Here is a 17090-nt window from a genome sequence, read left to right on the forward strand (position 1 = left end):
GGCCTCAGTCCCATAACAGGATTTGCAAGTTCGTTTTGACCGGCACGGTCAGGCCGTCGGTACCGGTTACCGGGGTTTGTGTGCCGCGCAACGGGTCGTACAGCGTGGCGCCGGCCAGGCCGGGCAAGTGTGCCTTGCCGCCCTCGGCCGACCAGAAGAACCATAGCTTGCGCCCGTCGGCGCGGGTCCAGCCGATGCTGAACAGGCCGTCGGGCAACTGGTCGGCGCCGGGCGGGTCGCCGGGGATGAGCGTCGGGCCACTGACGTCGAGGAAATTTTTCAGCGCGGTGTAGACCGGCTTGGGGTTGGCGTCGATGTCGAGCAAACCGTAAGACTGGTCCCGCACACTGGCGCGCTGGTCCAGGTCGCTGAGGGTAAACAGGAAAATCCGGTCGTAATCCAGCGCACTCATCAGCGCCAGGCGGCGCACCACGTAATCGGCCTGGGCCTGTGGGGTGATGATGTCCTGGGCGTCTTTGGGACCGGTGTAGGTCGACCAGCCCCATTCGGTGCTCCACAGGGCCTGCACACCGCCGCTGCGCAGGGCGTGGTTGAGGGCGGTGGTCCTGGCGATAAAGTCCAGGTTGGCCGGGTCGTTGCCTTCGGGCAATTGGGTGTAGGGGTGGTACGAGACGACGGTATTCAGGCTGGCCACGCCCAAGGCGCCGAGGGCATCGAACATGTTCTGGCCGTTGGGCATTTCGCTGAAGAACGCCATGCCGGCGGCCACCACCGGTTTGCTTGGGTGTATTGCGCGCAACGCGGCGGCGCTGGTGGTCAGCAGCGTGGCGTAGCCGGCAGGGTCGGCCACCGGGCGCCAGAAGCCCAGCAGGTTCGGTTCGTTCCACACCTGCCAGGCGTCGACACTGGGGTAGCGCTGGGCCAACAGCGCCATGCGGTTGGCGAACACGTTCGGGTCTTTCGGCGGGTACTGGTCCTGATAGGGCGCGCCCACCGGCGCAGTGGTGGCGAACGGCGCCGACCCGACCAGGTAGAACACGGACTTGAGCTGGTTGTCCTGCAGTTTGCCCACCAACTGATCCAGCGTCGCAACCTGGTACTGCCCTTCGACCGGTTCCAGCTGGTCCCAATGCAAATCCAGGCGTACCCACTCCAGGCCCAGCGCCTTGAGACGGTCGATCTGCTTTTGATAGCGCTCAGGGGCGAACCACAGGAACTGCGCGTTCACCCCGAGGAAATCCTTCCACACCAGCGTTTTGTTGCCCTTGAGCACATGGCTTTCGGCATCGGCCTGGCGCCCCCACAAAAACGCGGTGAGGCCCAGGGCGGCGACCACGGCCAGGGTGGCGACGTAAGTGCGTTTACGCGCCATGGCGGCTGCCCTCGATGGCGTGTTCAAACAGCGTCTTGAACGTCTGCGCGGTCAACGGCCACAAACGCTCGCGGCCGATTTCGCCGGCGCGTTCGGCCCAGTCCCGGGCCAGCAGCGGCGTGCGTGCCAGGCGCAGCAGTTGCGCGCTGAGCGCGGCCACATCGCCTTCGGGGTAGATGGCGCCATTGCCGCTGGCGACTTCCTCGGCAAACGCGCGAGCGTCAGACGTGATCGCCCCGCGCCCGCAGGCGGCAGCCCAGGACAGCGCGCCACTGGTCCCGCGCTGGCGCCCGAGCAGGCCGAGCTTTTTCGATTCGCGATAGGGCAGCACCATCACATGGTGGGCCTGGATGGTTTGGGCAATCTCTTCAGCCGGCAGGTTCAGCCGCCAGTCGATGGCATCGGCCAGGCCGAGTTCGGCGATCTGCGTGTTCAACTGTTCCAGGTAATTGCCGCCCGCGCCAAACGCCATTTCGGCGGCGGTGCCACCGGCCAGGGTCAGGCGCACACGGCCACGCAATTCGGGGGCTTGCTTGAACACGCCGGCCAGGGCCTGCAACAGGTCTTCGATGCCTTTGCCCCGGTAGATAAAACCGAAGTACAGCAGGTGCAGCGTATCCAGGCGCGGTAACGGCGCCGATGGAATCGCCAGGTTGGCATGGTGGATCACCGCCACTTTACCCGCCGGCAGTTGCATGCGTTGGCTCAGGCACTCGGCGCCCAGGCGGGTGAGGGTGATCAAGCGCGTCAAACCGGCGGCGACCTGGCGCTCTTCACGCAAGGTCAGCGGATCGGCCAGCACCACCGCCGCCTGTGGCAACGGGCTGGGCAAGCGCTCCATCAGGTTCAACGGGAACGGCAAGCGCTCACGCCGCCAGACGATGCGTTCGGGATCATGCACCGTGGCGGTCAAGGGCAGCGCCGGGTAGGCCTTGCGCAACTCGCGCAGTGCCAGGAACTCCCCCAGCCGTCCGCCGCCCAACTCGGCGTGGACCAGGTCCACGCTGTGCCAGTCGAACCCACCGACGGCCTGCTTGATCGCCTCGCTATTGCCCGCCACACCGGCCAACGGCGTCAGCACCGTCACCCCCAGTTGTTCCAGGGCCGTGCGGAAATGATTCGCGTAGTCGGCGATGCCATTTTTCTCCGGTGGCAGCGGGGCGAGCAGGGCGACACGCATCAGAACGCCCCCCGGTACTTGGCGATGGTTTTAAGCACCTTGGCCGGCACTTCGAATTTGCGCCGGTTGATGATGATGCCGTCCACCTTGCCGAACGCCGTGTTGAGGATCGACAGCGCGTGCTCCACCACCGGCACCGTGCTCTTCTGCGCTTCCACCACCAGCCCGATCAGGTCGGCGCGACGCAGGTTGATAAACGCATCGCGGTTATCCAGCAGCGCCGATGCGTCCAGCAGCACCACTTCACCCGGCGCCGCAGGTGCAACCCCGCCGACGCGAACCGTGATGCCGTTTTCCTGCAGCAACTGGCGCAGTTGTTCCACCACGAAGGTCACGCCCTCACCATGGCGCGCCGAGGTCAGGCCAAGGGTCAGGCCCTGTTCGGCGATGCGGTCCAACTGCAGCAAACCGTACAGGCGGTAGATGCTCGCATTGAACGCGTTGGTGCCTTGGGCGGTGCTGGTGTCCAGCTCCGGCAGGGTGGTCCACAGCGGCAAGCCGAACTTGCGTTCTGCCAGGCCGCCATCGTGGATGCGCTGGTCGAGCAGGTAGCACAGGTAGATCACCAGCAGGCCGACGACGAGCGCAAACGGGAGCGCCAGCACCAGCATCACCAGGGTTTTAGGGAAGATGCGGCCGGGGTTCAGGGTGGCTTCTTCGATCACCGCGATGTTGCTGATCTGGCTGTTATCCAGTTCACGGTCGATGCGCGATTTTTCCAGGTTGTCCACGTACAGCGCGTAGTTGCGTTCGGTGGCGCTCAGCTCGCGGGCAAGGCGGGTCAGCTCCGGTTCAATCTCCAGGGCCTGCTTGCGCTGGGCTTCAAGGTTGGCCAGTTGTTTTTGCTGTTGAGTCAGCTGGGTACGCAGCGCCAGGTTGTTGCTCGATTCATCCAGCAGCACTCGCTGCAAGTGGATTTCCAGGGTGTTGGGGGCACGGTTTTCCGAGCTTTGCACGGTGTTGCTTTCATTGGCGACCTGGGCCTGCATCGCACGGATCGACGCATCCAAGGCTTTGACCGGCGGCGCGTTGTCCGTGTAGGTGCGCATCATGTCGGCCTTTTCCAGCAGCTTCTGGTTCAGCAGGCGACGCAAGTCCTGCTGCTGAGGGTTCAGTGCGATCTGGCGCACCGTGGTGACTTCCTTGGGCTGGCTCTTGAGCTGGGTGCGGGTGCTCTGGATGGCGCTGTCGGAGGAGGCGATCAGGCGTGTGGTATTGAACGTTTCGCCACGCAGTACGTTGATGCGCTCGGACAAGTCTTCCAGGCGATCAGTGATGCTCGCCGCGCCGATCTGGTTCAGGTGCGTGAGGATCTGTTCCTTGTAGCGCTTGATCTCAGTGGCGCTGTTCGATACCTGCCCTTCATAGAAGGCATACAGGCTTTTGCGCCCCAGGGCCTGGGTGCGTTCGTTGATATAGGTCTCGACCCAATCCTTGACCACCGCCTGGGCAATCTGCGGGTTGCCCCAGGTGAAGGTGATGTCCATCACCGTGGAGCCGGGGGCATGACTCACCTCGAAGCTTTTTTCAAGGCCGGCGGCCAGGCGTTCCACCGGGGTGGTTTTTTCAATCACGCCGACGGTTTCCAGCACCACGCGAATACCATCGAACACCGCGCCCACGCCACGCTTGATGGCGAACTTGGTGCGCTTCCAGAAGCCTTCCGGCGGTGGCGCGTTGTTGATCACTTCCAGGTAGTGCTCGGCCACTGCGCGCACAATCGGGCGCCCGGTCAGCAGGCGCTCCTCATCGACAATTGGGTCGCGCTGGGTGCTGGGCATGACCAGCGCCTGGCGGTTGCTGATTTCGATGGGCAGCGTCGAATCGCGCCCCGGCTTGACCAGCAGGCGTGCCGTGGATTCGTACTTGGCCGGCAGCAGGAAGGCCCCCAGCAGGATGATCACCAGCGCCGCCATGGCGGCCAGTTTGAACTCGTGTCGGAAGATAAAGAACAGGCGCAGCAGATCACGAAAAGAACGGATCTCGATCATGGGATGTCGCTCCTTTAGTTGCCGCCGCCGCTGGTGCGCGTGTAGTTGTAGCCGACCCCGATGGACTTGGTGAACGGGATCAGTTGGTTCATGTAGGTATCCACGCCCTGGATGCGCTCGCCCACGTTGGATTTGGGCACGAACACCACATCGCCGCGTTGCAGGTGCACCGGTTTGCGCCCGTTGGCGCCGGTCTTGAGGAGCTGGCTGAAGTCCAGGAAGTAGGCGCGATAGGCGCCCTGGGCATCTTCGCGCAGCAGCGCGACCATGCTCGCGTTGCCTGCCGGGCTGACCCCGCCGGCGCCGACAATCGCCTGTTCCAGGGTGTTGGCCGTGGCAATCTGCACCGCCGTCGGGTTATTCACCGCGCCGCCGACGATCACCGAGTTGCCCGGCGCCTGGTTGATGTTCACCGTCACCCGGGGTTCGCGGTAAGTCGCCGCGAGCTCGTGGGTCAGTTGGGTGGCCAGCTCCGATGGCTGGCGTCCGGCAACCTGGATCGGCCCCAGGAACGGGTAGTTGATCTTGCCGTCGGTCTGCACCGTGTACAGCGTCAGCTCGTAGATAGTGCTGACGTTGAACGCCGACAGTGTCGGCATCTCGCCAGCATCGCGGACGATGCGCAACTGGTCGCCGATACGGATGCGTTCCACTGCCGGGGGCAGTTGGGCCAATTGGTCGAGGGCGCGCTTGCCGTCCTCGACGGTCTTGCTGTCCGGTGGCTCGATGCGCGCCGGGGTATTGCAGGCGGCCAGGGCCAGCATGGCCAGGACGAGCACGCTTCGCTTCATCAAGGGGGACTTCCTGTGGGTCATGCTGCTCACCTCCAATAACCGGGAAACATGCTGATGCGCCGCTTGATGGCCAGGGGCAGGCGGCGCTCAAGATGGCCCAGGCGGTAACCGAGCCATTTGAACGCACTGCGCACCAGCACTTCGGGCACGCGGTGCAAGGCGCCGGCTTTGCGCAGGGCCGCGAGTTCGGCCAGCACATAGCGTTTGCCTTCGCCACCCGCGTCGCCAAAGGCTTGCTTGATCCACGGCTCGCGGCCGTAGAACACGCCAATGTCGAAGTAGCGGTGAAACTCGTCCATGAGTTTGTAATCGTGGGAGTGATGCACCAGCGCGGTGGCGGCGTAACGCACCTTGTAGCCCTCGAGCAGCATGCGCGCGGCCACAAAGGCGTCTTCGCTGCCGATCACGTCGGCAGGGAAACCACCCACTGCTTGCAGCACGCTGCGTCGGTACACGGAAAACGAGTCGGAGCTGAAGCAGGTCTTGATCCCAAGCTCCGGTGCATCGGCCAGGCTTTTGCTGCGGCTGTGTTCCGGGTAGTTGAAGTGCCGCGATTGCGCGCCCAGCACGCCCGCGTCGGGGTGGGGCAATTGCCGTCCGTAGGCGACGCCGTTGAGCGGGTCCTGCTGCAATTCATCGAGCAGGTTGGCAAAGGTCTCGGGCGTCGCCGGGATGGCGTCCTGGGTCATCACGATCAATGCGTCGCCACCCACCTGTTCGCTGGCCCAGCGCCGGGTGCCGCCGTGGTTGAAGTCACGGGCGTCGATCACCTCGACCCGTGCACCGAACGCGCGAAAGCGTGCCACGGTGTCATCGCTGGAGGCGCTGTCCACCACCAGCATTTCGTCAGGTTGCAGGGTTTGCATCTTCAGCGCCGGCAGCAGGCGTGCCAGGTGGCTGGAGGCGTTACGGGTGGGGATGATCAGTGAAGTGCGCATGTCATTTTTTCACCTCGCCCGGCGCGCGGCCGTAGATGTCGTCGAAGCGCACGATGTCGTCTTCGCCCAGGTACTCGCCGCTTTGCACCTCGATCATCACCAGGTCGATGATGCCGGGGTTGGTCAGCCGGTGTTTGTGCCCGGCCGGAATGTAGGTGGACTCGTTGGCGTTGATCAGGAACTCGCGGTCGCCATTGGTGATCTGTGCCGCGCCGCTCACCACCACCCAGTGTTCGCTGCGGTGGTGGTGCATCTGCAACGACAGCGAGGCCAGGGGCTTGACCACGATGCGCTTGATCTTGAAGCGGCTGCTTTCCTCCAGCACGGTGTAGGTGCCCCACGGCCGGGTGACGGTGCGGTGCAGGCTGTACGCCGGATGGTTCTGGCGCTTGAGCTCGGCGACGATGTAGCGCACATCCTGGCTGCGGTGGGCGTCGGCGATGAGCAGCGCGTCGGGGGTGTCGACGATGATCAGGTCGCGCACCCCCACGGCGCCCAACACGCGCTTGGGCGAGTCGATGTAGCAGTTGTGCACGTCATGCAGGATCGCCTCGCCATTGATCTGGTTGCCATGGGCGTCGCTGGGGGTGAGCTGGCGCAGGGCTTCCCAGGAACCGATGTCGCTCCAGCCAATGTCACAGGGCACTACGGCGACTTGCCTGGACTTTTCCATCAGCGCCACGTCGATGGAAATATCCGGCGCACTGCCGAACGCATCCGCCTCCAGTTCACGCTGGCGCGAAGTCTTGTTTTGCAGGCTCTGGCTGTGTTCAAGCGCGGCGCGGGAGGCCTCCAGCACGTCGGGCGAATGGGCGGCGAGTTCTTCCACCAGGGTGCTGGCCTTGAAGCAGAACATGCCGGCGTTCCACAGGTGTTTGCCGCCGTCCAGGTAGGCCTGCGCGGTGGCCCGGTCGGGTTTCTCGACAAAGCGTTTGACCCGGTAGCCGTGGCTCAGCGGCTCGCCTTGTTCGATATAGCCAAAGCCGGTTTCCGGGTGATCGGGTTGGATGCCGAACGTCACCAGGTAGCCGGCTTCGGCCAGGTCGCGGGCCTGGGTCACGGCCTCGGCGAACGCGACTTCATTGAGGATCAGATGGTCGGCGGGCATCACCAGCAACTGAGCATCGCCGCCGAAATGCTCCTGCACATGCAGGGCCGCCACGGCGATAGCGGCCGCCGTATTGCGACCGAACGGTTCCAGCAGCAGGTCCAGGGGCAGGCGGGCGTTGTTCACCCCACGGTAGTCGTCGAGGGTACGAAACAACAGGTCGCGATTGGTTACCGTCAGCACGCTTTCCACGCCGGGCAGTCTGGCCGCGCGCAGGAAGGTTTTTTGCAGCAGGCTCTGGCCATCGCGCATGCGCATGAAGGGCTTGGGCATGTTCTGCCGCGACACCGGCCACAGTCGGGTGCCCGAACCACCGGAAACGATGCAGGGAATTAATCCGTTGAGGGTATTCATCAATAGACTTCCTTGGTGGAAAGGACGGCCGGGACCGTCATGAAAACGATGTACAGGTCAAACCACACCGACCACTTGGAGATGTACTCCAGGTCGTACTCGACACGTTTCTGGATCTTGAACAGGGTGTCGGTCTCACCCCGGTAACCGTTGATCTGCGCCCAGCCGGTAATCCCCGGTTTCACGCGGTGGCGCGAGCTGTACTCGCTCACCGCCACTTCGAAGGGGATGCCGGCGGCTTTAGTCGCCGTGGCATGGGGGCGCGGGCCGACCATGGACATGTTGCCCAGCAGCACGTTGAACAACTGCGGCAGCTCGTCGATGCTGGTCTTGCGGATGATGCGCCCCACCCGGGTGATGCGCGGATCGGCGCGGGTGGTCTGGCGCTCGGCGGTGAAGTCGCTCTGGTCGGTGTACATCGAGCGGAACTTGAACACGCGGATCTCGTTGTCGTTGTAGCCAAAGCGGTTCTGGCGAAACAGGATCGGCCCTTTGGAGTCGAGCTTGATCGCAAGCGCCGTCGCCACCATCACGGGGGACAGCGCCAGCAGCGCCAGGCTGGCCAGCAGCACATCCTCCAGGCGCTTGATCACCGGCGACCAGCCACGCAACGGCAATTGCGAGGTGTTGAACATCAGGATGCCGCCCACGTCGGTGATGCGGCTATGGCCGTAGCGCAGGGCGGCCATGTCAGGCACCAGCATCACATTCACCGACATTTGCCGCAGGCGATTGACCAGCCCGTGGATGCGCTGCTCGGCGGCCCAGGGCAGGCAGATCATCACTTGGTTAACCTGCTCGGCGCGGATGAGTTTCTCCAGCTCGCGGGTGTTGCCGAGCAGGGGCAGGTTGCTCAATTCCTTGGGGATCCGCTCGGTGCGATCGTCGATAAAACCGACCAGGCCGGAGCGGATATCACCGTTGCGTTGCAGGTGCTCGGCGACGTGCACGGCGGTGTCGGTAAAGCCCAGGATCACCGTACGTTGCAGGTATTTGCCCTTGCGCATCAGGCTGCGGTACAGGCGCAGCATCAGCAGGCGCTCAAGGCAGAACAACCCCAGGCTGGCGACGTACCACGCCACCAGGTTACGCGGGGTTAACTGCGGGAAAAACTGCAGGATCTGGTACATGAACAACAGGATGCAAAACGCCGCCGACCAGGCCTTGACCTTGGTTTTCAGGCGCAGGCGGTTGCTGAACAGTTCTTCGGAATAGATACCCAGGGCCTGGAACAGAATGATCGTCAGGACCGCAAAAAATACCAGCAGGCCGAGAAAGTGCCCGCGCATTTCAGGGGCCATCGGGTCGATGAACATCACCAGGATCAGCGGGGGCAAAATGGCACTCAGGCCATGTATGAACTTGACGAAAACAACAAAGAATTCAACAAAACCGGCGCGCGTTAAAAACAGGCTGTCGACGGACGACTTTTCTTGCATAAAACATCCCTCATTGCACACCAGAGGCAGTTGTCCGTTGAGTGATTCAATAAAGCACCGGCCGCTTTAAAGGGCGCTTCGAACTACGGCAACTCTGGGTAATACGCAACTATCAATCCAAATGCATAATCCAAAACGAGCTATCCATTTGAATTGTTTTGCGGGGGTGGCGACTAAAGGCGTGTTCCCTTTATGTGTTAGTCAATTAATTGACTGTGCTGCGGAAGTGGCATGGCAGACGGGTTTGTAAGTCATCTTGTCGGCATTTTATTGACATTCCTTGTCGGGCATTCGGTGATGGGGGTGTGTTTTTGAGTGTAGAAACAAATGTGGGATTTTTCCTGTTTAATGGAAAAACCTTTTTGGAAGGCAGTAGGAAAAGGGCACAAGGAAAGGCTGGCAGGGCGTACTAAGTGCCCTGCCAGCGGGACTTTCTCCGGATTAGAAGTTGCCTTTCAAGCTCACCGTAAAATTACGCGGCTCGCCATAAAAGTTACCCCAGGAGGCTGTTCCGACGGTGTTGTAGTAGGTTTTATCAAACAGATTGTTGCCATTGAGTGCCACCGTCCAAGTGTCATCTACGCGGTAGGCCAGGCGTGCACTCCATATCGCGTAACCCGCCTGCTCGAGCTTGATGGTCTGCACGCGGTAATTGCTGCTCTGGGCGTTGACGCCGGTGCCCACGCTCCATTTCGACAGTGCACCGTCGAGCTGGTAGTCGCCCCACATGCGCAGCATGTGTCGAGGTACGTAGGTGTTGGACGTGCCGCCCTCCAGGGCGGTATCGATATTCTTCAGGGACTTGGTCTGGGTGTAGGTGTAGCCGCCGGATACCTGCAGGCGCTCGAGGACTTCACCGCTGATTTCCGCCTCCACGCCCTGAGCGCGCACCTTACCGCTGTCGGTGTAGCAATAACCGTCGGCAGAGGTCGGGCACTGGGCGATATAGTCGGATTCGGCCGCGTTTTTCTCGACGGCGCGGAATAGCGCCAGGGAGCTGTTGAGGCGCCCGTCGAACCATTCGCCCTTGATACCCAGCTCGTAGTTGTCACCGATCTTCGGCTTGAGCGCGGCGCCATCGAGCGTGGCATAGGAACTTTGCGGCTGGAAGATATCCGCGTAGCTGGCGTACACCGACAGATGTTCGTTGAGGTCGTAGATCAGTGCGGCAAACGGCGTCACTTCACCGGTTTCCCGGGTGCGTGCATCCTGCAAGGCCCATTCGCCCCAGGCCAGGTTGTTGGACTGGCGACGGTTTTCGTACCAGCTCACGCGGCTGCCTACGATAAACATCAACGGCTCGGCCAGGCGCAGGCGCAAGGTGGTGTAGGCGCCGTACTGGGTGGCGGTTTCCTTCACTGTGCCGCCGCGATACATATTCGGCCAGAAGGTGCTGTTGGCCGGTTCCGGGAAGTGGTGGTCGGGTTGGTAGATGCTCTGGCGCCTGGGCAGGTTCTGGATCGCGTACACATCGTCCTGGGTACCACGGCTGCCATTGGCACCGAGGATCAGTTCGTGTTCCAGGCCGAAGGCTTCGAACTTGCCGTCCACATAGGCGTCGAGGCCGAAGTCCTTGTGGTCGTAGTCCATCAGCGCCGCATAGGAGTTGGCCGTAGGCGTTGGGTTGTCATAGGCAATGGTGCCTTCGCTGGCGGCGTATTTGGTGTCTTGCAGGTTGCGGCTGTGCACGGCCGCAACCTTGAGTTTCCAGTCGTCGTTGAAGTGGTGGGTGAGGTCGGCGAAGAAGGTGGTGCGCCGGCTTTGCCAGTCGTTCCAGGATTGGCCCAGGCAGGTGGAGCGACTGAGGTTGGCGCTTTTGCCGTCGGCATAGCGCGGCAGGCCGCCCCAGCACGGTGTGGCGTCGACGTCCTCATAGCTGGCGCCGAAGCCCAGGGTGGTGTCGGCGCTGAGATCGACATCCAGGGCGCCGTAGAACGCCTGGTCCTGGCGCTTGGAAATGTCCATGTAGGAACCGCGATTCTGTTGGCTGATCGCCGCGCGGCCGCGCACTGTACCGCTTTCATTCAGCGGGCCGCCGGTGTCGACGTCGGCGCGGTAGTTGTCCCATGTGCCGGCGGACAGCGACAGGCTGGTGGTGGGCTTGGCCTGGGGCCGCTTGCGCACGAAGTTCACCGCGCCGCTGGCGGTGCCGGCGCCCTTGAGCATGCCGGCGGCACCCTTGAGCACTTCCACGCGGTCATAGATCGCCATGTTCGCGCTGAAGCTGTCGGCCTGCACGTAGTCCTTGCCCATGTCCAGGGGCACGCCATCGTACTGGTACTGGCCGAGCATCTTGAAACCACGGGAATAAAAATACTTGCCGCCCATGGGCGATTCGTAGGTGGTGATCCCGGGCGTGCGTTCCATCACGTCATCGATGGTGGTGAGGTTCTGGTCATCCATCAATTGGCGGGTCATCACACTCACCGATTGCGGCGTTTCCCGCAGGCTGTGTTCGCCCTTGCCGATCGTCACCGCGCCCGTGGTGTAGGCTCCGGTGCCATCGGTGGTGGCGCCCAACCGCTCACCGGTGACCGTAGTGGCGCCCAGGTTCAGCGTGCCGCTGTCGGCCACTTGCGGCAACAGCAGCCAGGTACTGCTGCCCTGGCGCTGGGCCTGCAGGCCCTGACCACGCAGCAACTGGCCGAGCGCCTGCTCGCGGTCCAGGCGACCACTCAGGCCCGGGCTGGTCTTGCCGGCGACGCTGGTGGCGTCGTACGACAGGCTAATGGCGGCCTGGCGCGCGAACTGGTCCAGTGCCGTGGCCAGGGAGCCGGCGGCGATGTTCCAGTCGCGGGCCTGGGTGTCGCTGGCCGGCGTTTCGGCCCATGCGAACGGCGGCGCGGTTGCGCAGCTCAGGCACGCGCCGAGCAAAGCGGCGTGCATCGCGTGCTTGAGGGGTGAACGTGGGGAGGGGAACGCTTGCATGACCGCGGGATGCTCCTGAAGGAAGTGAACAGAACCGGCCTGTTGATCGGCCTTTCCTTACAGGTCGAGCGGCAATGAGAATTCACCTCATTTATTTTCGAGAAAGTTAGACGCGCGGTGTGACCGTCACCCAGTAGCGGCTGCGGTAAGTGACATCGAGCTTGAGTGATTGCGCTACCAGGCCCAGCACTTGATCGGTATCGTCCAACTGATAAGTGCCCGACACCCGCAGCCCGGCCACCGCTTCGCTGCAGCTCAGCAGGCCGTTGCGGTAGCGGCCCAGCTCGGCGAGGAAAGCATCCAGGCGCATGTTCCGGGCGCTGATCACACCATCGCTCCAGGCCCAAGGGTCCAGGCCATTGGCGACAAGAGAACGAATGCCTCTGCGGTCGAACAGCACCTGTTCGCCGGGGTCAATCACTTGGCGCACGCTGGCGGCGTGGTTGTCGGCAAACACCGCCACCGTGCCCTGTTGCACGGCGAGCATTGTGCCTTGGGCGTCTTCGCGCACCAGGAAGCGCGTGCCGAGGGCGCGCAGGTAACCGTCACGGGTCTGTACCCAGAAGGGCCGCTTGTCGGCACCGGTATTGACCAGTATTTCACCCTGGCGCAACTGCACCAGGCGCCGCTCCTGATTGAACGCCGTGTCGAATGCACTGGCGCTGTTAAGTTGGATGCGGCTGCCGTCGTTCAACGCCACCCAACGCCGTTCGCCGGTAGCCGTGCGGTAGTCGGCCATCAAGGCGGGTAGCGGGGTGTAGTCGCGGCCGAGCCAGGTCAGGCCGGCAGCACCGGCCACCAGGCCGAGCAATTTCAACCCTTCGCGACGGCTGATACGTTGCCGCGCACCGCGTAGGGCGTGGCGGCCGACCTGCGCGGGCAGTTGGCTGAACTCATCATTCATCGTCGCCACCCGCTGCCAGACCTGCTGGTGTTCGGCGCTGGTGTGCAGCCAGCGCTCGAACGCAGCGGTGCTGGCGTCGTCGGCGACGTTGAAGCGCAGCTTGATCATCCACTGGATGGCCTGGTCGACCAGGCGCGGGTCAGAGGTCGGCATAGCGCAACCGATAGCAGGCGTGCAGCGCCTTGGACAGGTCACGCTCCACCGTGGCCTTGGACACCCCGAGGCGCAGGGCGATCTGGGCACAGGTCAGGCCGTCCAGTTGCGCCAGCAGGAACGCTTCACGCACCCGCGGCTTGAGCTGGTCGAGCAGGCGGTCGATACGTTCCAGGCTGTCGAGAATCAGCAGGCGGGTTTCTTCCGACGGCACGTCGGCCTGGGGGAAATGCGCAAGGCTTTCGAGGTAGGCGCGCTCCAGTTCACGGCGCCTGTATTGGTCGATCATCAAGCTGCGGGCGATGCTGCTCAGGTACGCGCGCGGCTGCAGCACGGCCTGCTGCTTGCGTGCGTTGAGCAGGCGCACAAAGGTTTCCTGTGCCAGGTCGGCGGCACGTTCACGGCAACCGGTGCGTCGGCTCAACCAGCCGCGCAGCCAGGAGTGATGGCTGTGGTAAAGCTGGCCGATGGCGGCATGGTCCAGTGGGTGATCGCTCGACATGGGCATCCTGGCGCAGCAGTCTTAATTGATAATGTTTCGCATTCTAGACGCTGGCCGTGGCCATTCGCAATTACCGATGAACAATGTATCCAGCACAATTTTTTGTTCGCCCTGGGCGCACGCACTAATCTGCAGGCTTTTTCCGGTGGAAGGCTTGAGCATGATCGACCTTGCGACCCTGGCGGTTTTTTCAGGTGCTGTTCTGCTGTTGCTGTTATCCCCGGGGCCGAACATGGCCTTTGTGATCAGCCATGGCGTCACCCACGGCTGGCGCGGGGGAGTGGCCTCGGCCCTGGGCATCGGTGTGGCCGACATGCTGCTGACCGCATTGACCGCCACCGGGGTAACGGCGTTGGTCGCCAGTTGGCCGCCATCCTTTGACGTGATCCGCTATGCGGGGGTGGTCTACCTGCTGTGGCTGGTGTTCAAAACACTGCAGAAAAAACCTGGGCTGGACCCTGCCTCCCTGCGCCGCGTGCCCCTTGGCCGGGTGTTTCTGCAGGCGATGCTGAACAGCCTGCTCAACCCCAAGGCGTTGCTGTTTTTTGTGGTGTTTTTGCCGCAGTTCGTACGGCCGCAGGCCGGCTCCATCGCCGTGCAATTGATGCTGTTGGGCGGCGTGCTGACCTTGATCGCTGGGGTGTTTCACGTGCTGCTGGGTATTTTCGGCGGGGCGCTGAGCCGCTTCTTCGCCAGGCGCCCAAAAGGCGCCTGGCTACAGAAATGGGGCTTGGCGACGGTGCTGACCGTGCTGGCGGTGCGTCTGGCGGTGATGTCTCGTCCCGCCTGACTTATACAGGTTCAGCCCAACCGTGCAGCCGCCCGCGCGACGATTTCACCGCGCACCCTGCGCGATTCGGCAGTGCGTTTGTTGGCTTCTTCCCGCACATGCGTGGGCGCTGTGTCGGGGCTGCCTGAATCGAACGGCGGCGCCGGCGCGTATTCAATCTGCAACTGCACCAGTTGCGCCGCTGCTTCGCTGTACAACTCCGCCGCCAGCACCAGCGCAAAGTCGATACCTGCGGTAATGCCACCCCCGGTGAACAGGTTGCCGTCACGCACCACACGTTCCTGTACCGGGATGGCGCCGAGCGGGGCGAGCATGTCGTGGTAGGCCCAGTGCGTCGTCGCCTTGCGCCCGCGCAGCAACCCCGCCGCGCCGAGCACCAGCGAGCCGGTGCACACCGAGGTCACGTAGCGCGCGGTCTGCGCCTGAGCCTTGAGGAAGTCCAGGGTCTGCGGGTCTTCCATCAATGCGCCCACGCCGGAACCGCCGGGCACGCAGATCACATCCAGCTTCGGGCAGTCGGCATAGGTCATGGTCGGGGTGAACACCAGGCCCGTGCTGGACGTGACCGGCGCCAGCTCCTTCCACACCAGGTGCAGCTTCACGTCCGGCAGCGAACCCAATACGTCGTAAGGGCCGGTCAGGTCCAGTTGCTGAATGCCGGGGAACAACAGAAAGCCGATCTGCAAGGTCATGAATGAAGCTCCGAGAAAGGGGTAGACGGCTTTACTCTAGCGGCCTAGGCTTTGGCGAATACGCCATTGAGCCCACGAATCACGCCAATCATGCCCAGAATAGTTCACGTACTCGCTTTCGATAATGCCCAGGTGCTCGACGTCACCGGGCCGTTGCAGGTATTTGCCTCAGCCAATGACCTGGCGCGCCAGCGTGGCGTGCCGTTGCCTTACGCGGTCACGGTGATCGCCGACCAGGCCGGACCGGTCATGACCTCCGCCGGCCTCGCGCTGTTGGCCGAGTCGTTGCCCGCGGTCGACCAACCCTGCGACACCCTGGTAATCGCGGGTGGCTGGGGGGTGTACGGCGCCGCAGAAGACCTTTCGCTGGTGGACTGGGTGCGCGAAAAAGCCCGGCACACCCGGCGCATGGCCTCGGTGTGCACAGGCGCGTTTTTGCTCGCGGCCAGTGGCTTGCTCGATGGTTGTCGCGTCGCCACCCACTGGACCCGTTGCGAAGAACTGGCGCGCAAGTTTCCGGCGTTGAACGTGGAGTCCAATCCGATCTTTATCCAGCAGGGTGCGGTGTGGACCTCCGCCGGTGTGACCGCCGGCATCGACCTGTGCCTGGCCCTGGTCGAAGAAGACCTGGGCCGCGCCGTGGCCCTGGAAGTGGCGCGGCACCTGGTGGTGTTCCTGAAGCGCCCCGGCGGCCAGTCGCAATTCAGCGTGACCCTGTCCCTGCAAAAGGGCGGTAGCCGTTTCACCGAACTGCATGCCTGGATAGCCGAACATCTGACCCTCGACCTGAGTATCCCGACCCTGGCCGCCCAGGCTGGGATGAGCGAGCGCAGCTTCGTGCGCCACTACCGCGCCGAAACCGGCCAGACGCCCGCGCGCGCGGTGGAACTGATCCGTGTCGAAAGCGCGCGCCGGCAACTGGCCGATAGCACGGCGTCGATCAAACGCATCGCCGTGCAGTGTGGCTTCGGCTGCGAAGAAACCTTGCGCCGCAGCTTTATGCGGGCCTTGTCGGTGACGCCCCAGGCCTACCGCGAGCGGTTCTCGCCGGTGGCCTAGGCGAGCAATTCAAGCAGGGCGTCGAGTGTCGCCTGCGGCGCTTCCTGGGGAATATTGTGGCCCACACCGAGCAACACCTGGCGTCGGTAAAAAGCGCTGAAGTGTTCCACATCGTCGTCCTCTTCCGGCGGTGGGCCCACGCCATCATCGGCGCCGCACAGCGAAATGCTCGGCACCGCAATCGCCGGTTGCCGCGCCAGGGCCTGCTCGATGGCTTCCAGCGCCGGATCGCCAGGCGCATACATGAAGCGGTGGCGATAGGAGTGAATCACCACCTCGACAAAATCCGGGTTATCGAATGACGGCGCCGTCTGCCCATACAGCCCCGGCCCCTTGGCCCAGGACGGCGACCACAACGACCACAGCAACTCACAGAGTTCGCGGCGATTGGCCGTCAGCCCGTCCACACCGCGCTGGGTGTGAAAGTAGAACTGGTACCACAACCGATGCTCCGTCGCCGGCGCCCGTGGCGTGAGCGACCTGGCAATGTCCTGGATGTTATAGCCATCGCCGGTCACCAGCCCGCGCACTCGTTCGGGCCACAGCGCCGCGACGATACACGCGGCACGCCCACCCCAGTCGTACCCCGCCAGGGTGGCGCGCGGGATCGCCAGCGCATCCATGAAATCCAGCAAGTCCTTGCCGAGCGCCGCCTGTTGGCCGGAGCGCATCACCTGCGCATTGATAAATCGCGTAGGGCCGTAACCGCGCAGGTACGGCACCAGCACCCGGTAGCCGCGTTCGGCCAGCACCGGCGCGATCTCGTCATAAGCGCGAGGGTCGTAGGGGAAGCCATGCAGCAGGATTACAGGCTCGCCGTCGGTAGGGCCGTGGGCTTCATACGCCACATCGAGCATGGAGGTGCGCACGTAGAGCATTGGGGGGACGGTGGTCATGATGGGCTCCTGTCAGGTGTTGAAACTCT

14 protein-coding genes are annotated in these 17090 nt (G+C 63.3%); 2 read left to right on the plus strand and 12 right to left on the minus strand.

Annotated elements, in window-relative coordinates; genetic code table 11:
- Positions 1-4: 4 nt before the first annotated feature.
- The 10 genes from HCF10_RS24970 to HCF10_RS25015 all read right to left on the minus strand — a co-directional run bounded on the left by HCF10_RS24970 (position 5) and on the right by HCF10_RS25015 (position 13624).
- Entirely contained in the window at positions 5-1333 is a 1329-nt protein-coding gene (locus HCF10_RS24970) for a beta-galactosidase (protein ID WP_167656623.1), read from the minus strand.
- Positions 1323-2513, minus strand: a complete 1191-nt coding sequence (locus HCF10_RS24975; protein WP_167656624.1) for a glycosyltransferase — start codon at positions 2511-2513, stop codon at positions 1323-1325. Before HCF10_RS24975 ends, HCF10_RS24970 begins: the two co-directional genes overlap by 11 nt.
- A complete protein-coding gene (locus HCF10_RS24980; RefSeq protein WP_131700051.1) occupies positions 2513-4504 on the minus strand; it encodes a GumC family protein in 1992 nt (663 codons plus the stop codon). The genes HCF10_RS24975 and HCF10_RS24980 overlap by 1 nt, the downstream gene beginning before the upstream one ends.
- Positions 4505-4518: 14 nt before the next feature.
- Positions 4519-5295, minus strand: a complete 777-nt coding sequence (locus HCF10_RS24985) for a polysaccharide biosynthesis/export family protein (RefSeq protein ID WP_167656625.1) — start codon at positions 5293-5295, stop codon at positions 4519-4521.
- Between the two features lie 29 nt (positions 5296-5324).
- On the minus strand, positions 5325-6236 hold the full coding sequence (locus HCF10_RS24990) for a glycosyltransferase family 2 protein (RefSeq protein WP_145337062.1): 912 nt from the start codon (positions 6234-6236) through the stop codon (positions 5325-5327).
- A gap of 1 nt (position 6237) precedes the next feature.
- Complete coding sequence (locus tag HCF10_RS24995) at positions 6238-7698, minus strand: mannose-1-phosphate guanylyltransferase/mannose-6-phosphate isomerase (RefSeq protein WP_167656626.1); 1461 nt, start codon at positions 7696-7698, stop codon at positions 6238-6240.
- Positions 7698-9137, minus strand: coding sequence for an undecaprenyl-phosphate glucose phosphotransferase (locus tag HCF10_RS25000; protein ID WP_167656627.1), 1440 nt, complete (start codon positions 9135-9137; stop codon positions 7698-7700). Before HCF10_RS25000 ends, HCF10_RS24995 begins: the two co-directional genes overlap by 1 nt.
- Before the next feature lie 441 nt (positions 9138-9578).
- Positions 9579-12065: a TonB-dependent siderophore receptor gene (locus HCF10_RS25005; protein WP_167656628.1), complete on the minus strand. Its 2487-nt coding sequence runs from the start codon at positions 12063-12065 to the stop codon at positions 9579-9581.
- Between the two features lie 106 nt (positions 12066-12171).
- A complete protein-coding gene (locus HCF10_RS25010; RefSeq protein WP_167656629.1) occupies positions 12172-13122 on the minus strand; it encodes a FecR domain-containing protein in 951 nt (316 codons plus the stop codon).
- Entirely contained in the window at positions 13109-13624 is a 516-nt protein-coding gene (locus HCF10_RS25015) for a sigma-70 family RNA polymerase sigma factor (protein ID WP_131700044.1), read from the minus strand. The genes HCF10_RS25010 and HCF10_RS25015 overlap by 14 nt, the downstream gene beginning before the upstream one ends.
- A 160-nt stretch (positions 13625-13784) precedes the next feature.
- On the opposite strand from HCF10_RS25015, the gene HCF10_RS25020 reads away from it, so the two are divergent.
- On the plus strand, positions 13785-14414 hold the full coding sequence (locus tag HCF10_RS25020) for a LysE family translocator (RefSeq protein ID WP_167656630.1): 630 nt from the start codon (positions 13785-13787) through the stop codon (positions 14412-14414).
- A gap of 11 nt (positions 14415-14425) precedes the next feature.
- Here the strand turns inward: HCF10_RS25020 and inhA are convergent, their stop codons facing one another.
- Complete coding sequence (gene inhA / locus HCF10_RS25025) at positions 14426-15106, minus strand: isonitrile hydratase (protein ID WP_167656631.1); 681 nt, start codon at positions 15104-15106, stop codon at positions 14426-14428.
- A gap of 90 nt (positions 15107-15196) precedes the next feature.
- Here inhA and HCF10_RS25030 point away from each other — a divergent pair, with 90 nt between their 5' ends.
- A complete protein-coding gene (locus HCF10_RS25030) occupies positions 15197-16165 on the plus strand; it encodes a GlxA family transcriptional regulator (RefSeq protein ID WP_145337068.1) in 969 nt (322 codons plus the stop codon).
- On the opposite strand, the gene HCF10_RS25035 is transcribed toward HCF10_RS25030, so the two are convergent.
- Positions 16162-17061 (minus strand): alpha/beta fold hydrolase, encoded by a 900-nt coding sequence (locus HCF10_RS25035; protein ID WP_145337069.1) that lies wholly within the window; start codon positions 17059-17061, stop codon positions 16162-16164. The two genes, HCF10_RS25030 and HCF10_RS25035, sit on opposite strands and share 4 nt — an antisense overlap.
- Positions 17062-17090: the final 29 nt, after the last annotated feature.

Source organism: Pseudomonas sp. B14(2022) (genome assembly GCF_012030485.1).
Classification (GTDB): Bacteria; Pseudomonadota; Gammaproteobacteria; order Pseudomonadales; family Pseudomonadaceae; genus Aquipseudomonas.

Excerpts from the sequence above, each read along its gene's own strand:
- HCF10_RS24970 (WP_167656623.1), bottom strand. The coding sequence starts at position 1,333 with ATGGCGCGTAAACGCACTTACGTCGCCACCCTGGCCGTGGTCGCCGCC.
- HCF10_RS24975 (WP_167656624.1), bottom strand. The coding sequence starts at position 2,513 with ATGCGTGTCGCCCTGCTCGCCCCGCTGCCACCGGAGAAAAATGGCATC.
- HCF10_RS24980 (WP_131700051.1), bottom strand. The coding sequence starts at position 4,504 with ATGATCGAGATCCGTTCTTTTCGTGATCTGCTGCGCCTGTTCTTTATC.
- HCF10_RS24985 (WP_167656625.1), bottom strand. The coding sequence starts at position 5,295 with ATGAAGCGAAGCGTGCTCGTCCTGGCCATGCTGGCCCTGGCCGCCTGC.
- HCF10_RS24990 (WP_145337062.1), bottom strand. The coding sequence starts at position 6,236 with ATGCGCACTTCACTGATCATCCCCACCCGTAACGCCTCCAGCCACCTG.
- HCF10_RS24995 (WP_167656626.1), bottom strand. The coding sequence starts at position 7,698 with ATGAATACCCTCAACGGATTAATTCCCTGCATCGTTTCCGGTGGTTCG.
- HCF10_RS25000 (WP_167656627.1), bottom strand. The coding sequence starts at position 9,137 with ATGCAAGAAAAGTCGTCCGTCGACAGCCTGTTTTTAACGCGCGCCGGT.
- HCF10_RS25005 (WP_167656628.1), bottom strand. The coding sequence starts at position 12,065 with ATGCAAGCGTTCCCCTCCCCACGTTCACCCCTCAAGCACGCGATGCAC.
- HCF10_RS25010 (WP_167656629.1), bottom strand. The coding sequence starts at position 13,122 with ATGCCGACCTCTGACCCGCGCCTGGTCGACCAGGCCATCCAGTGGATG.
- HCF10_RS25015 (WP_131700044.1), bottom strand. The coding sequence starts at position 13,624 with ATGTCGAGCGATCACCCACTGGACCATGCCGCCATCGGCCAGCTTTAC.
- HCF10_RS25020 (WP_167656630.1), top strand. The coding sequence starts at position 13,785 with ATGATCGACCTTGCGACCCTGGCGGTTTTTTCAGGTGCTGTTCTGCTG.
- inhA (WP_167656631.1), bottom strand. The coding sequence starts at position 15,106 with ATGACCTTGCAGATCGGCTTTCTGTTGTTCCCCGGCATTCAGCAACTG.
- HCF10_RS25030 (WP_145337068.1), top strand. The coding sequence starts at position 15,197 with ATGCCCAGAATAGTTCACGTACTCGCTTTCGATAATGCCCAGGTGCTC.
- HCF10_RS25035 (WP_145337069.1), bottom strand. The coding sequence starts at position 17,061 with ATGACCACCGTCCCCCCAATGCTCTACGTGCGCACCTCCATGCTCGAT.